Origin of the sequence: Streptomyces phaeochromogenes, from assembly GCF_001418655.1 — a bacterium.
GTDB lineage: Bacteria > Actinomycetota > Actinomycetes > Streptomycetales > Streptomycetaceae > Streptomyces > Streptomyces phaeochromogenes.
In genome coordinates, this window is record NZ_LIQZ01000201.1 from 1 (window position 1) to 12,673 (window position 12,673).

Below are 12,673 nucleotides of genomic sequence, written 5' to 3' on the forward strand. Positions count from 1 at the left end.
GCACTGTGCAACTGCGCGTGCGCTGCTGCACGCGCAGTTGCACAGTGCCGCGCACGACGTGGGGTTCTTCCAGCTCGTGGGGCACGGGGTGGGGGAAGGCGAGACGGCTGCCCTGCTCGACGCCATGCACCGGTTCTTCGCGCTGCCGGCGGCGGACCGGCTCGCGATCGACAACGTCAACTCGCCCCATTTCCGCGGCTATACGCGGACCGGTGACGAGCGCACCGGTGGCAGCCAGGACTGGCGCGACCAGCTCGACATAGGGGCGGAGCGGCCCGCGCGGACCCCCGGTCCCGGTGAGCCCGCGTACTGGTGGCTGGAGGGGCCCAACCAGTGGCCCGCCGCGCTGCCGGAGCTGCGTACCGCCGCCCTGGCGTGGATCGACCGGCTCAGCTCCGTCGCGGCGCGGCTCCTGCGCGAGCTGCTCACCGCCATCGGGGCGCCCGCCGGTTTCTACGAGCCCGTGTTCGGTGAGCGTGCCCATCCCCATCTGAAGCTGGTCCGGTATCCGGGCAGTGCGGGGGACGGCGCGGGGCAGGGCGTCGGGGCGCACAAGGACTACGGGTTCCTGACGCTGCTGTTGCAGGACCAGGTGGGCGGGTTGCAGGTGCAGCGCGCGGACGGGCTGTTCCATGACGTGCCGCCGATCCCGGGGGCGTTCGTGGTGAATCTGGGTGAGCTGCTGGAGGTGGCGACCGACGGGTATCTCGTCGCCACCAATCACCGGGTGGTGAGTCCGGCCGGTGCCACCGAGCGGTTCTCCGTGCCGTTCTTCTACAACCCCCGGCTCGATGCCCGGATCGAGCCGCTGCCCTTCCCGTACGCGTCCGCCGCGCCCGGGGTGACCAGCGACCCGGCGAACCCGCTCTTCGCGGAGTACGGACGGAACGAGCTGAAGGGCAAGCTGCGGGCGCATCCGCTGGTCGCGGCCCGTCATCACGCGGAGCTGCTGGTCCCCGCGTGACCCGCATCACCCGCGTGAGACAGGTGTGGCGGCTCCCCATAGGGAGCCGCCACATGGGGCCTGCACACACAAGAAATCAGTGGGCGATGTCTTCGTAGCCCTGGATCTCGCGCGGGTTGCGGGTGCCCGGTCCGACGTAGCGGGCGGAGGGCCGTACGAGTCGGCCCGTGCGCTTCTGTTCCAGGATGTGCGCGGACCAGCCGGCGGTGCGGGCGCAGGTGAACATCGAGGTGAACATGTGGGCCGGGACCTCGGCGAAGTCGAGGACGATGGCGGCCCAGAACTCGACGTTCGTGGCGAGGACGCGGTCCGGGCGGCGGGCGTGCAGTTCCGCCAGGGCCGCCTTCTCCAGGGCCTCGGCGACCTCGAAGCGGGGGGCGCCGAGTTCGCGGGCGGTGCGGCGCAGGACGCGTGCGCGGGGGTCCTCGGCGCGGTACACGCGGTGGCCGAAGCCCATCAGCCGTTCGCCCTTGTCGAGGGCCTGGCGGACGTAGGCGTCGGCGTCGCCGGTGCGCTCGATCTCCTCGATCATGCCGAGGACGCGGGAGGGTGCGCCGCCGTGCAGGGGGCCGGACATGGCGCCGACGGCTCCCGAGAGGGCCGCTGCCACGTCGGCGCCGGTGGAGGCGATGACGCGGGCCGTGAAGGTGGACGCGTTCATGCCGTGCTCGGCGGCGGACGTCCAGTAGGCGTCGACGGCCGCGACGTGCTTGGGGTCGGGCTCGCCGCGCCAGCGGATCATGAAGCGTTCGACGACGGACTGGGCTTTGTCGATCTCGCGCTGCGGGACCATGGCCAGGCCCTGGCCGCGGGCGGACTGGGCGACGTACGAGAGGGCCATGACGGCGGCGCGGGCGAGATCCGCGCGGGCCTGCTGCTCGTCGATGTCGAGGAGGGGGCGCAGGCCCCACACGGGTGCCAGCATGGCGAGCGCGGACTGGACGTCCACGCGGATGTCGCCGGAGTGGACGGGGATCGGGAACGGCTCGGCGGGCGGCAGGCCGGGGTTGAAGGCCCCGTCGACGAGCAGTCCCCAGACGTTGCCGAAGGAGACGTGGCCGACCAGATCCTCGATGTCGACGCCCCTGTACCGCAGGGCGCCGCCCTCCTTGTCCGGTTCGGCGATCTCCGTCTCGAAAGCGACGACTCCTTCGAGCCCGGGTACGAAGTCGGACATCAGGCGGCTCCTCATGATGTGTTCGACAGATGGTTTGTGGGGTGTGCGAGGGTGCTCGTGACCATATGTCTGTGACGGGTGTGGCCGTCCGGTTCCGCGGTCGCCTCGTGGACTCGCGGTCCGTACGTCACCCCGGTGATGCCCCGTCCGGATGGCGGTCACCCAACCGTTTCGGAAGCAGGACGATATCCCTTGGTGTCACCTTTGGGGAGAGTACGCGGCACTGAGTGCCATGGCGTGATGAAGGCCACGCCCGCCGGGAGCTCCTCTGCCGCCTTTCGGAATACGGCAGGATGACCGCGTGACCGACCGTGAACCCGTCCTCGACCCGGCGTTGATGCGCAAGCACTACCGGGCCGAGGGAATCGACGAGACCGAGCTGGCCGACCACCCGATGGAACAGTTCGGGCGCTGGTTCGCCCTGGCCGCGAGGGACGGCCTGCTCTACGAGCCGAACGCCATGGTCGTCTCCACCGCGGACGCCGAGGGGCGGCCCAGCTCCCGCACGGTCCTCCTGAAGCAGTACGACGAGCAGGGCTTCGTCTTCTTCACCAACTACGAGTCCCGCAAGGCGCGCGACCTCGCCGCCAACCCGTACGTCTCCCTGCTCTTCCCGTGGCACGCGATGGCCCGCCAGGTCATCGTCAGCGGCACTGCTCGGCGCACGGGCCGCGACGAGACCGCCGCGTACTTCCGCACCCGTCCGCACGGCTCCCAGCTCGGTGCCTGGACGAGCACCCAGTCCGCGGTGATCTCCTCCCGCGCCGACCTGGACACCGCGTACGCCGAACTGGCCACCCGCTACCCCGAGGGCGAGCAGGTCCCGGTCCCCCCGAACTGGGGCGGCTTCCGCATCGCCCCCCAGTCCGTCGAGTTCTGGCAGGGCCGCGAGAACCGCCTCCACGACCGCCTGCGCTATGTGACCCGGGAGGACGGGTCGTGGCGGGTGGAGCGGCTGAGTCCGTGAGGCTACGGGACCGCCGTCGGGGTCAGAGCTTGCCCCAGACGTAGCCCGTGCGGTGGCCGCCGAGCAGGCGGGATATCTCCTGGATGAAGTCCGGCCTGAGCTCGGGCCAGTTCCAGAACTCCAGGCCGAGGTGGCCGAACGCGTAGTGGTCGTCCTCCCAGATCCAGTCCGTGAGGGCGACGGGACGGGCGCACGCGGGGCAGTCGACGGTCGCCGCGCCGGTCTCGTGCCAGGTCCCCATCGCGGCGGCGAAGCGCGGCCAGGCGCCGTTGTCCGGCTCGGCTTCCCTGGAGACTTCGTAGTCCTCGTCGTACGTCTCGCCGCTCAGCGGGGTCGTCGTCTCGCAGCGAGGGCAGGTGACGGACTCCGGGCCGCCCTGGCCGCTGTCGAAGACCGTCCGCTCCGTGTGCACGGCGAGTCCGTCCCACGGATCCCAGTCGGGGGACTCTTCCACCGCGCGCCGCCAGTTCGGCCCCGGCGGGTGTCCGAGTGGCCGGCCCAGGACGCAGTCCGTGCGCTCGCCGAGCACGATCCCCTCCGCGACCAGCCACTCCACGACCCGGGCTGCGAGGACTTGCGCCTCGTCCGCTGTCGCGTCGACGTCCACGACCGTCTGGAAGTGGTCCCCCATGCCTCGCCCCCGCAGTCACCGATCCGTCACCGGTCTCAAACGCTACGCGCCGCCGCTGACAACGCCCCTCGGCTCTCTCGGAAGGGCCCTCAGCCCAACGCCCCGTCCAGGATCTTCGACCACTGGGTGACCACTCGTTCGCGGCGGGCCCGGTCGTCCGTGAGGAGGTTGGCGAGGCCCAGGCCTCGGGACATGTCGAGGAAGCCCTGGACGGTTTCCCGGGCGCCGGGGCGGGATTCGTCGGCGTTGAGGAGTTCGACGGCTATGCGGTGGGTCTCGCGGCCGACGTGGGACTCCAACTCCGTTACGCGGGGGCGTAGTTGGTCCTCGTTGGAGGCGGCCACCCAGAGGTGGAGGGCGGCTCGGAAGAGCGGGCCCGTGTAGAGGTCGACTAGGGCGGCGACGACCGCGTGGCGGTTCGTGGGGCCGTCGGGGAACAGGTCGCGCAGGGCGGTGGAGCGTTCTTCGGCGACGTACTCGACGGCTGCCGTGAAGAGGTCCTCGCGGGTCGGGAAGTGGTGCTGGGCGGCGCCCCGGGAGACGCCGGCGCGTTCGGCGACGACGGAGACCGTGGAGCCGGCCCAGCCGTGTTCGGCGAGGCAGGAGACCGCGGCTTCGAGGAGGCGCTGCCGGGTGGCCCGGCTGCGATCCTGCTTGGGTACGCGCTCGGCCTGCGGCGCGCCGTTCACCACGCCGCCCGTCGTGGCGCCACTGTTCACCGCACCCATGGAGGATCCCGTCGTTCGAGGAAGGCCGTCATTCCCTCGCGGGCCTGCGCGGAGGAGAACAGCCGGGCCGAGAGCGCGGTGAGGTCGGCCGCGTCCCGGTCGAAGGTGTCCAGCACCTTAGCCGTGAGCAGCCGTTTCGTCTCGGCGAGCCCTTGTGGGGAGGATCGGCGCAGCCCGTCGAGGATGGGGGCGAGTACGTCGTCGGCGTCCTCGCCCGCCGCCGTGACGAGGCCGATCCGGGCGGCCTCGGCCGCGTCGAACTTCTCCCCCGTGAGGTAGTAGCGGGCCACCGCGCGCGGGTCGAGCCGTGGCAGCAGGGGCAGCGAGATCACGGCGGGGGCGACCCCGATGCGTACTTCCGTGAAGGCGAACGTGGCCTCCTGGGAGGCGACGGCGATGTCGCAGGCGCCGAGCAGTCCGAGGCCGCCCGCGCGCACATGGCCGGTGACACGGGCGACGACGGGCTTCGACAGTTCGACGATCTGGCGCAGGAGACCGACCAGGACATCTGGGTGCGGAGGGTCGCGCAGGTCCGCGCCCGCGCTGAAGGTGTTGCCGGTGTGGGTGAGGACGACGGCGCGTACGTCACCGTCCTTGCCGCACTCCGTGAGCGCGTCCGCGAGCTCCGCCACCAGCCGGGCGGAGAGGGCGTTGCGCCGCTCGGGCGCGTCGAGCGCGAGGGTGGTGATCCCGCGCTCGTGCGCCCGCCGTACCACCGTCATGCGCGCTCCCTCGGTTCCCGCCGTACCACTGTCATGCGCGTTCCCTCAGTTCCCGTCGCAGGATCTTGCCGGAGGCCGCCCTGGGCACGCCTTCGATGAAGACGACCTGCCTGATCTTCTTGTACGGGGCGACGTGCTCGGCGACGTACGCCATGACGTCGTCCTCTGTGAGGTCGTCGGCGGCCGGCTGGCGCACCACGTACGCGTGCGGCCGTTCGTTGTTGTCGCTGTCGTAGACCCCGATGACGGCGGCGTCGGCGATGCCGGGGTGGGTGAGCAGGAGGGCCTCCAGTTCGGCGGGGGCCACCTGGAAGCCCTTGTACTTGATGAGTTCCTTGACGCGGTCGACGACGTACAGCCAGCCGCCCGCGTCGACGTGCCCGACGTCCCCGGTGTGCAGCCAGCCGTTCTCGTCGATCATCGCGGCGGTCGCCTCGGGGCGGCCGAGGTAGCCCTTCATGACCTGCGGTCCGCGGATGACGATCTCGCCGCGCTCGTCGACGCCGACGTCCTTGCCGGGGTCGTCGAGGGAGACGATGCGCATCTCGGTGCCGGGGATGAGTTTCCCGACGCTTCCGGGAGGCGGGTTCGCGGAGTCCCGGGGTACGACGTGGGTGCCGGGCGAGAGTTCCGTCATGCCGTACGCCTGGCCTACGGGCGGCAGTCCCAGCCTGCGCGAACAGGCCTCCGCCAGCTCGGCGTCCAGGGGTGCTGCCGCGCTGATGATGTACTCCAGGGACGACAGGTCGTAACCCTCGACGGCCGGGTGCTTGGCGAGGGCAAGGACGATCGGCGGGGCCACGTACAGGCCGGTGATGCGGTGTTTCTCGATGGCCGCGAGGAACGTCTCCAGGTCGAAGCGCGGCAGTACGACGACGGTGGCGCCCTGCCTGAGCGGCGCGTTCATGAGGGCGGTGAGCCCGTAGATGTGGAAGAACGGCAGGACGGCGAGGATGCGGTCGCCGGGGCCCATCGGCATGGTGGGCGACAGCTGGGCGAGGTTGGTGGCGATGTTCCGGTGGGTGAGCATCACGCCCTTGGGGATGCCGGTCGTCCCGGAGGAGTACGGGAGGGCCGCCACGTCCTCGGCGGGGTCGATGTCGATCTGCGGTTCGGGGGCCGTGGAGCCCAGCATGTCGAGCAGCGAGCGGTGTCCGGGTGCCTGGTCGCAGACGAAGATCTCCCGTACGCCGCCCGCGAGTTCGGCCGCCGTACGGGCCGTGTCCAGGAGCGGTGACACGGTGACGATCCACTCGGCCTTGCAGTCCCGCAGCTGCTTGGCGAACTCCTCGGGCGTGGCGAGCGGATGCACGGTGGTGACCGACGCCCCCGCGCGCGTGGCGGCGAAGAACGCCACGGGGAAGGCGACGGTGTTGGGGCTGTGCAGCGCCAGCACGTCCCCCTTGCCGACCCCGAGGTCGGCGAGCGCGGCGGCGATCCGCCGGTGGAACGTGTCGAGTTGGGCGTAGGTGAGGGTCATTCCGTCCACGCCGTCGATCAGCGCGGGCGTGTCGCCCCGGGAGGCGGCGCGGCCCAGCACCGCCTCGTGGATGGGTTCTTCGACGGCGGGGACGTCTTCGTACTCGCTGCGGAACACCATGGCGGGCCCTTTCCAGGAGCCGGAACTTGTACGGGAGATAGTGCTAGTAGGACTTCGGCAGGCCCAGGGTCTGGTGCGAGACGTAGTTGAGGATCATCTCCCGGCTTACGGGCGCGATCCGGGCCACGCGGGACGCGGTGATGAGGGACGCAAGGCCGAACTCGCCGGTCAGGCCGTTGCCGCCGAGGGTGTGCACGGACTGGTCGACGGCTTTCACACAGGCTTCGCCGGCCGCGTACTTGGCCATGTTGGCGGCCTCTCCGGCTCCCGCGTCGTCCCCGGAGTCGTACAGGAAGGCCGCCTTCTGCATCATCAGGCGGGCGAGTTCCAGGTCGATGTGGGCCTGCGCGAGGGGGTGTGCGATGGCCTGGTGGGCGCCGATCGGGTCCCGCCAGACGGTGCGTTCGCGGGCGTAGGTGATGGCCCGGGAGAGGGCGTAGCGGCCCATGCCGATCGCGAAGGCGGCGGTCATGATGCGCTCGGGGTTGAGGCCCGCGAAGAGCTGGAGCAGGCCCGCGTCCTCGTCTCCGACGAGAGCCTCGGCGGGCAGGCGTACGTCGTCGAGGGTGAGCTCGAACTGCTTCTCGGCGCCGTGCAGTTCCATGTCGATCTGGCGGCGCTCGAAGCCGGGGGCGTCGCGCGGGACGATGAACAGGCAGGGCTTGAGTTTGCCCGTACGGGCGTCCTCCGCGCGGCCGACGATGAGGGTGGCGTCCGCGATGTCCACACCGGAGATGAAGACCTTGCGGCCGGTGAGGATCCAGTCGGTTCCGTCCCGGCGGGCCGTCGTGGTGATGCGGTGGCTGTTGGAGCCGGCGTCGGGTTCGGTGATGCCGAAGGCCATGGTGCGGGTTCCGTCGGCCAGGGCCGGGAGCCACTCCTGCTTCTGATCCGCCGTTCCGAAGCGGGCGATCACTGTGCCGCAGATGGCCGGGGAGACGACCATCATGAGGAGGGGGCAGCCCGCGGCTCCCAACTCCTCCAGGACGATGGAGAGTTCGGCGATGCCGCCGCCTCCGCCTCCGTATTCCTCGGGCAGGTTGACGCCCAGGTAGCCGAGCTTGGCCGCCTCTGACCAGAGTTCGTCGGGGTGGGCGCCGGCGGCGATGACCTTGGTGAGGTATTCGCGGCCGTAGCGGGTGCCGAGGGCGGCTACGGCTGCTCGGAGGGCCTTGTGTTCGTCTGTTTCGAGGACCGTTGTCATTGAGGGCTCCTCAGGGGGGAGGGGGGTCGTGGCGTTTGGAGGGTGCGGGTTCGTCGTGGCTGGGTGCGCAGTTCCCCGCGCCCCTAAAAGCAGCCGGTCTCGACGCCCTGAAAGCGGCCGGTTTCGACGCCCCTAAAGGGGCGCCTCTTGTTGGACGACCGCCAGCAGCGCGCCCACCTCGACCTGCTGCCCCGGAGTCGCGTGCAGGGCCGTGAGCGTGCCTGTCGCCGGGGCTGTGATCTTGTGTTCCATCTTCATCGCCTCCAGCCAGATGAGGGGGTCTCCGGCCTGTACGGCGGAGCCGGTGGTCAGGCCGTCGGCGATGCGGGCGACCGTGCCGGGCATGGGGGCGAGGAGGGAGCCGGGTGCCTGTTGGGCCGCGGGGTCCGGGAAGCGGGGCAGGACGGTGAGCGCCGTGGTGTTCACGTACACGCGGTCTTCGTGGCGGGTGACGTCGAACTTCCGCCGTACGCCGTCGATTTCGAGTACGACGAGATCCGCGGCGGCGCTCAGCACGCGGACGCCGTCGGCCGTCAGGCCCTCGCGGGTGTGCCGGTAGTGGACCTCGTGTTCGCCGTGCGCCGAGGCGTAACGCTTGGTCTGGGGCTGGGAGGGCAGGTTGCGCCAGCCGCCGAACCGGGAGCGGCCGTGGGCGTCCGCGAGGGCGGCGGCCAAGGGGGCGTACGGGTCCGGGGTGGCCGTGGTGAGGTCGGCCAGGTGGCGTTCGTAGAAGGCCGTGTCCATGCGGGCCGTCGTGAACTCCTCGTGGCGCAGGGAGCGTACGAGGAGGTCGCGGTTGGTGACCGGGCCGTGGATCGTGGCGCGTTCCAGGGCGCCGGCGAGGCGGCGGATGGCCTCCGCGCGCGTGGGGGCGTACGCGACGGCCTTGGCGAGCATGGCGTCGTAGTGGACGCCGATCGTGTCGCCGTCCTCGTAGCCGGTGTCCAGGCGGATGCCGGGTACGGAGAGGCGGTGCAGGGTGCCGGTCTGCGGGGCCCAGTTCTGGGCGGGGTCCTCGGCGTAGAGGCGGGCCTCGACCGCGTGGCCGGAGGGCGATGGAGGGTCGCCGTCCAGGCGCGCTCCCTCGGCGACGCTCAGCTGCAGGGCGACCAGGTCGACGCCGAACACGGCTTCCGTGACGGGGTGTTCGACCTGGAGGCGGGTGTTCATCTCCAGGAAGTGGACGTCGTCCCCGGAGACCAGGAACTCGACGGTGCCCGCGCCCGCGTAGGTGATCGTGCGGGCGGCGGCCGTCGCCGCGGAGTGCAGGCGCTCCTCGACGCCGGGGGCGAGGGCCGGTGCGGGGGCCTCCTCGATCACCTTCTGGTGGCGGCGCTGGAGGGAGCAGTCGCGGGTGCCGTACGCCCACACGGTGCCGTGGGTGTCGGCGACGATCTGCACCTCGACATGGCGTCCGTGTTCGACGTACGGCTCGACGAAGACCGTGCCGTCCCCGAACGCGCTCTGGGCCTCGGCCGAAGCTGCCTTCAACTCACCCCTGAGGTCGGTGAGTTCGCGGACGATCCGCATGCCCCGGCCGCCGCCGCCCGACGCGGCCTTCACCAGGACCGGCAGATCGGCCTCGGTCACCGCGTCGGGGTCCAGGGGTGCGAGCAACGGCACCCCGGCGGCGGCCATCAGCTCCTTGGCGCGGGTCTTGGAGGCCATCGCCTCGATCGCCTCGGGGGGCGGGCCGATCCAGACCAGGCCCGCGTCGAGGACGGCCCGCGCGAAGTCGGCGTTCTCGGACAGGAAGCCGTATCCGGGGTGCACGGCGTCCGCGCCGGCCGTCAGCGCGGCCTTCACGATCAGCTCACCGCGCAGATACGTCTCGGTGGGCGTCGCGCCCGGCAGGCGTACCGCGGCGTCGGCCACGCGCGTGTGGAGGGCGTTTTCGTCGGCGTCCGAGTACACGGCGACAGTTCGGATGTCCAACTCACGACAGGTTCGGAAGACTCGGCAGGCGATCTCGCCCCGGTTGGCGACCAGCACACTCGAAATCATGGGACCTCTCACACCACTCATGTCTCTCGTGTCTCTCACTTCCCTCACATCCGGAAGACGCCGAAGCCGCCGCGTGCGCCCTCGTAGGGAGCCGTGTGGATCGCGGACAGGCACAGGCCGAGGACGGTGCGGGTGTCGCGGGGATCGATGACCCCGTCGTCGTACAGCCGCCCGGACAGGAACATCGGCAGGGACTCGGACTCGATCTGCTGCTCCACCATGGCGCGCAGGGCGGCGTCGGCGTCCTCGTCGTAGGGCAGTCCCTTCGCGGTGGCGGACTGCCGGGCGACGATCGACAGGACGCCCGCGAGTTGCTGGGGGCCCATGACGGCGGACTTGGCGCTGGGCCAGGCGAACAGGAAGCGGGGGTCGTAGGCGCGCCCGCACATGCCGTAGTGGCCCGCTCCGTAGGAGGCGCCCATGAGTACGGACAGGTGGGGTACGCGGCTGTTGCTGACCGCGTTGATCATCATCGCGCCGTGCTTGATGATGCCGCCCTGTTCGTACTCCTTGCCCACCATGTAGCCGGTGGTGTTGTGCAGGAAGAGGAGCGGGATGTCGCGCTGGTTGGCCAGCTGGATGAACTGGGCCGCCTTCTGGGACTCCTCGCTGAAGAGGACCCCTTGGGCGTTCGCCAGCACCCCGACGGGGTAGCCGTGGAGCGTCGCCCAGCCGGTGACCAGGCTGCTCCCGTACAGCGGCTTGAACTCGTCGAAGTCGGAGGCGTCGACGAGGCGCGCGACGACCTCGCGGGGGTCGAAGGGGGTGCGCAGGTCCCCGGGGACGATGCCGAGGAGTTCGTCCTCGTCGTACTTGGGCGGGGTGGCCGGGCCCGGATCGCCGTACGCCTTGCGGTGGTTGAGGCGGGCGACGACGCGGCGCGCCTGTCTGAGGGCGTCCTGCTCGTCGACGGCGAAGTAGTCGGCGAGGCCCGACACGCGCGCGTGCATCTCGGCGCCGCCCAGCGACTCGTCGTCGCTCTCCTCGCCGGTGGCCATCTTGACCAGCGGCGGACCGCCGAGGAAGACCTTCGCCCGCTCCTTGACCATGATCACGTGGTCGGACATGCCGGGGATGTACGCGCCGCCCGCGGTGGAGTTCCCGAAGACGACGGCGACGGTCGGGATACCGGCCGCCGAGAGCCGGGTGATGTCGCGGAAGATGGCGCCCCCGGGGATGAAGATCTCCTTCTGGGAGGGCAGGTCGGCGCCACCGGACTCGACGAGGCTGATGCAGGGCAGGCGGTTGGCGAGCGCGATGTCGTTCGCCCTGAGGGCCTTCTTCAGGCTCCAGGGGTTGCTGGCGCCGCCGCGCACGGTCGGGTCGTTCGCCGTGATCAGGCACTCCACGCCCTCGACGACCCCGATGCCGGTGACGAGCGAGGCGCCGACCGCGTAGTCGCTCCCCCAGGCGGCGAGCGGCGACAGCTCCAGGAAGGGTGTGTCGGGGTCGAGGAGCAGCTCGATGCGCTCACGGGCGAGCAGCTTGCCGCGCTTGCGATGCCGGGCGACGTACTTCTCGCCGCCGCCCGCGAGGGCCTTCGCGTGCTCGGCATCCAGCTCTGTGAGCTTGGCGAGCATGGCCTCGCGGTGGGCGGCATAGTCCGGGGAGCCGGTGTCCAGCGCGGACGCCAGGACCGTCACAGCAGTACCTCCGGGATGTCGAGGTGGCGGGAGCGCAGCCATTCGCCGAGCGCCTTGGCCTGCGGATCGAAACGGTGCTGGGCGGCGACGCCCTCGCCGAGAACTCCCTCTACTACGAAGTTGAGGGCGCGCAGGTTCGGCAGCACATGGCGTACGACGGTCAAGTCGGCCGTTTCCGGCAGGAGTTCGCGGAACCGGTCCGTGGTGAGGGTGTGCGCCAGCCAGCGCCAGGCCTCGTCCGAGCGGGCCCAGACGCCGACGTTCGCGTTGCCGCCCTTGTCACCGCTGCGGGCTCCGGCGACGAGGCCGAGGGGGGCGCGGCGGGTCGGTCCCGGGGGTGCGGGTTCGGGTAGCGCGTCGGGCAGCGGGGGTTCCTCCAGCGGCTCCAGCACGCGGGTGTCGTGGGCCGGCATCACATGGATCCGGTGCCCGTCATGGAGGACGGCCATATGGTCCACGTCGCCATGGGGGACGTACACATCCTCGAAGACCCCATAGGGCGCGCCCTTTCCAGGTGGCGCCAACACATGGAATCCGGGGTAGCTGCCGAGGGCCAGCTCGACGGCGGCTCCGCTGAGGGTCCGGCCCACGGTGTCCTGGTCGGGGTCGCGCACGACGAGCCGGAGGAGGGCGCTGGCCGTCTCCTCGGTGGGGGCGTCGGGGTGGTCGGTGCGGGCGAGGTCCCAACGGACGTCGGCGGGGCGGGACTTGGCCGCCATGAGCGCGGTCTCCAGCTGGGCCCGTACGAGCGCGGCCTTCTTCTCGATGTCGAGCCCGGTCAGGACGAAGACGACCTCGTTGCGGAAACCGCCGAGCCGGTTGAGCCCGACCTTGAGGGTGGGCGGCGGGGCCTCGCCGCGCACACCGTCGATCCGTACCCGGTCGGGGCCCTCCTGGGTGAGCCGGACCGAGTCGAGGCGCGCGGTGACGTCGGGGCCCGCGTACCGGGCGCCGGACGTCTCGTACAGGAGCTGGGCGGTGACCGTGCCGAGGTCCACGACGCCACCGGTGCCGTCGTGCTTGGTGATGACGC

At 71.0% G+C, this 12,673-nt stretch carries 11 protein-coding genes; 2 read left to right on the forward strand and 9 right to left on the reverse strand.

The features are described from left to right. Nucleotides 1-22 precede the first annotated feature (22 nt). Nucleotides 23-964, forward strand: a complete 942-nt coding sequence (locus AOK17_RS26410; RefSeq protein ID WP_063997293.1) for an isopenicillin N synthase family dioxygenase — start codon at nucleotides 23-25, stop codon at nucleotides 962-964. 76 nt (nucleotides 965-1,040) lie between these two features. Here the strand turns inward: AOK17_RS26410 and AOK17_RS26415 are convergent, their stop codons facing one another. Next, nucleotides 1,041-2,141, reverse strand: a complete 1,101-nt coding sequence (locus tag AOK17_RS26415; RefSeq protein ID WP_055615046.1) for a citrate synthase 2 — start codon at nucleotides 2,139-2,141, stop codon at nucleotides 1,041-1,043. Nucleotides 2,142-2,442: 301 nt separating this feature from the next. Between AOK17_RS26415 and pdxH the strand changes: the two genes are divergently transcribed. After that, entirely contained in the window at nucleotides 2,443-3,108 is a 666-nt protein-coding gene (gene pdxH / locus AOK17_RS26420) for a pyridoxamine 5'-phosphate oxidase (RefSeq protein WP_055615047.1), read from the forward strand. Between the two features lie 22 nt (nucleotides 3,109-3,130). Here pdxH and AOK17_RS26425 read toward each other — a convergent pair whose 3' ends face one another. The 8 genes from AOK17_RS26425 to AOK17_RS26460 all read right to left on the reverse strand — a co-directional run. Next, on the reverse strand, nucleotides 3,131-3,739 hold the full coding sequence (locus AOK17_RS26425) for a hypothetical protein (protein ID WP_055615048.1): 609 nt from the start codon (nucleotides 3,737-3,739) through the stop codon (nucleotides 3,131-3,133). 89 nt (nucleotides 3,740-3,828) lie between these two features. Then, nucleotides 3,829-4,467: a TetR/AcrR family transcriptional regulator gene (locus AOK17_RS26430; protein ID WP_055615049.1), complete on the reverse strand. Its 639-nt coding sequence runs from the start codon at nucleotides 4,465-4,467 to the stop codon at nucleotides 3,829-3,831. Continuing rightward, complete coding sequence (locus AOK17_RS26435) at nucleotides 4,455-5,189, reverse strand: enoyl-CoA hydratase family protein (RefSeq protein ID WP_055615050.1); 735 nt, start codon at nucleotides 5,187-5,189, stop codon at nucleotides 4,455-4,457. The genes AOK17_RS26430 and AOK17_RS26435 overlap by 13 nt, the downstream gene beginning before the upstream one ends. Nucleotides 5,190-5,220: 31 nt before the next feature. Next, a complete protein-coding gene (locus AOK17_RS26440) occupies nucleotides 5,221-6,786 on the reverse strand; it encodes a 4-coumarate--CoA ligase family protein (RefSeq protein WP_055615055.1) in 1,566 nt (521 codons plus the stop codon). A gap of 46 nt (nucleotides 6,787-6,832) precedes the next feature. Continuing rightward, nucleotides 6,833-7,993, reverse strand: a complete 1,161-nt coding sequence (locus AOK17_RS26445) for an acyl-CoA dehydrogenase family protein (RefSeq protein ID WP_055615051.1) — start codon at nucleotides 7,991-7,993, stop codon at nucleotides 6,833-6,835. Between the two features lie 132 nt (nucleotides 7,994-8,125). Next, nucleotides 8,126-9,997: an acetyl/propionyl/methylcrotonyl-CoA carboxylase subunit alpha gene (locus tag AOK17_RS26450; protein ID WP_055615052.1), complete on the reverse strand. Its 1,872-nt coding sequence runs from the start codon at nucleotides 9,995-9,997 to the stop codon at nucleotides 8,126-8,128. Between the two features lie 44 nt (nucleotides 9,998-10,041). Continuing rightward, nucleotides 10,042-11,640 (reverse strand): acyl-CoA carboxylase subunit beta, encoded by a 1,599-nt coding sequence (locus AOK17_RS26455; protein WP_055615053.1) that lies wholly within the window; start codon nucleotides 11,638-11,640, stop codon nucleotides 10,042-10,044. Then, the coding region (locus AOK17_RS26460) for an acyclic terpene utilization AtuA family protein (RefSeq protein WP_157881397.1) at nucleotides 11,637-12,673 on the reverse strand (1,037 nt) is incomplete at its 5' end. The genes AOK17_RS26455 and AOK17_RS26460, both read right to left, overlap by 4 nt.

Coding starts and splice junctions, on each gene's coding strand:
- AOK17_RS26415 (WP_055615046.1), bottom strand. CDS start 2,141: ATGTCCGACTTCGTACCCGGGCTCGAAGGAGTCGTCGCTTTCGAGACG.
- AOK17_RS26425 (WP_055615048.1), bottom strand. CDS start 3,739: ATGGGGGACCACTTCCAGACGGTCGTGGACGTCGACGCGACAGCGGAC.
- AOK17_RS26430 (WP_055615049.1), bottom strand. CDS start 4,467: ATGGGTGCGGTGAACAGTGGCGCCACGACGGGCGGCGTGGTGAACGGC.
- AOK17_RS26435 (WP_055615050.1), bottom strand. CDS start 5,189: ATGACGGTGGTACGGCGGGCGCACGAGCGCGGGATCACCACCCTCGCG.
- AOK17_RS26445 (WP_055615051.1), bottom strand. CDS start 7,993: ATGACAACGGTCCTCGAAACAGACGAACACAAGGCCCTCCGAGCAGCC.
- AOK17_RS26450 (WP_055615052.1), bottom strand. CDS start 9,997: ATGATTTCGAGTGTGCTGGTCGCCAACCGGGGCGAGATCGCCTGCCGA.